Genomic DNA, 573 nt, shown 5'->3' with positions numbered 1-573 from the left:
TAACGCCGCGTTAAGTAGTGAGCAACGCTACCACAAAACCTAAACCACTGCGCCGTAAACACCAAAACTCGACTTGAACTGAGAATGCCGAGCGTTGCGAATCTGTCTTAAACGCTTTGTTAGGTTTTAAGTCTCGTTTTGCGACAATGTCTTTAACCTTATGATTTCTTTACCATGCTTTAGGCTTATTCTGAACACAATAGAACTGAAAGATACCGCTGCGTATTCATATAAAATACCCGGTTTTCTTTCAATGTTCAGTTCTGAATAAGGTATAAACATTTTCGAGTAAAAGAAGCAAAAAGGGGGAATTGCCCCAATAATTATTCCTTCTTCTCCATAAGATAAGATCCCTAAACTCTTAAACCACCAAAAGCCGTCTGGAGTAAAATTTACAAAGAATACTGTTTTGATTTGAGTCAGATTCTTAACTGGGTACTTGTCTACGAATGACTTCCATTCACTAGGGTTCGTGCATAGTTTATAAATTACGTAACCAATTGAAAGTAACACAAGTATACAAAATAAAACTTGTAAAAATGGTTCCATTAATGACTCCGAAAACCTAACGCC

General features: G+C 37.0%; 1 protein-coding gene. It reads right to left on the bottom strand.

Annotation, left to right across the window (positions count from 1 at the left end):
- Positions 1–126 precede the first annotated feature (126 nt).
- Positions 127–573, bottom strand: a 447-nt coding sequence (locus F0231_RS20880; RefSeq protein ID WP_216612394.1) for a hypothetical protein, incomplete at its 5' end; no start/stop codon positions are given.

Origin of the sequence: Vibrio sp. RE86 (assembly GCF_013114545.1) — a bacterium.
Taxonomy (GTDB): Bacteria; Pseudomonadota; Gammaproteobacteria; order Enterobacterales; family Vibrionaceae; genus Vibrio.
This window is presented reverse-complemented; position numbering and strand designations above follow the sequence as displayed.